Consider the following 301-nt stretch of genomic DNA (forward strand, 5'->3'; position numbering starts at 1 on the left):
CCTACTCCGCGCTGTGCTGTTATGTGCGGGACAGGCGAGCCCAAATGAGATCCTCCCCATCGGCAACCTACGGGGCGACGCCGAGGCCGTCAGTGCTGAAGTGACCGGAACGGCGTCTCGCTCCGCCGAGGAGGGCCGGCGCAATCTGCTGGCGAGCGGCATGGTATCAGATGTGAAGGTTGCCCAATCGGGCGGGCCTACGGTGGTGACCCTCCGCCAGAACAACCTGATCAACCGCGTGGTCTTCGAGGGCAACAAGAAGGTCGAGGCGCAGGCACGCGTGCCCCACAACGGAGCGATC

General features: G+C 65.1%; 1 pseudogene. It reads left to right on the forward strand.

Features of this window, described 5'->3' with window-relative positions:
* Nucleotides 1-13: 13 nt before the first annotated feature.
* Nucleotides 14-301 (forward strand): annotated as a pseudogene (locus tag MKK69_RS19555) (outer membrane protein assembly factor BamA); the annotation flags it as partial.

The organism is Methylobacterium sp. J-026, assembly GCF_022829585.1.
In the GTDB taxonomy this organism is placed as follows: Bacteria; Pseudomonadota; Alphaproteobacteria; order Rhizobiales; family Beijerinckiaceae; genus Methylobacterium.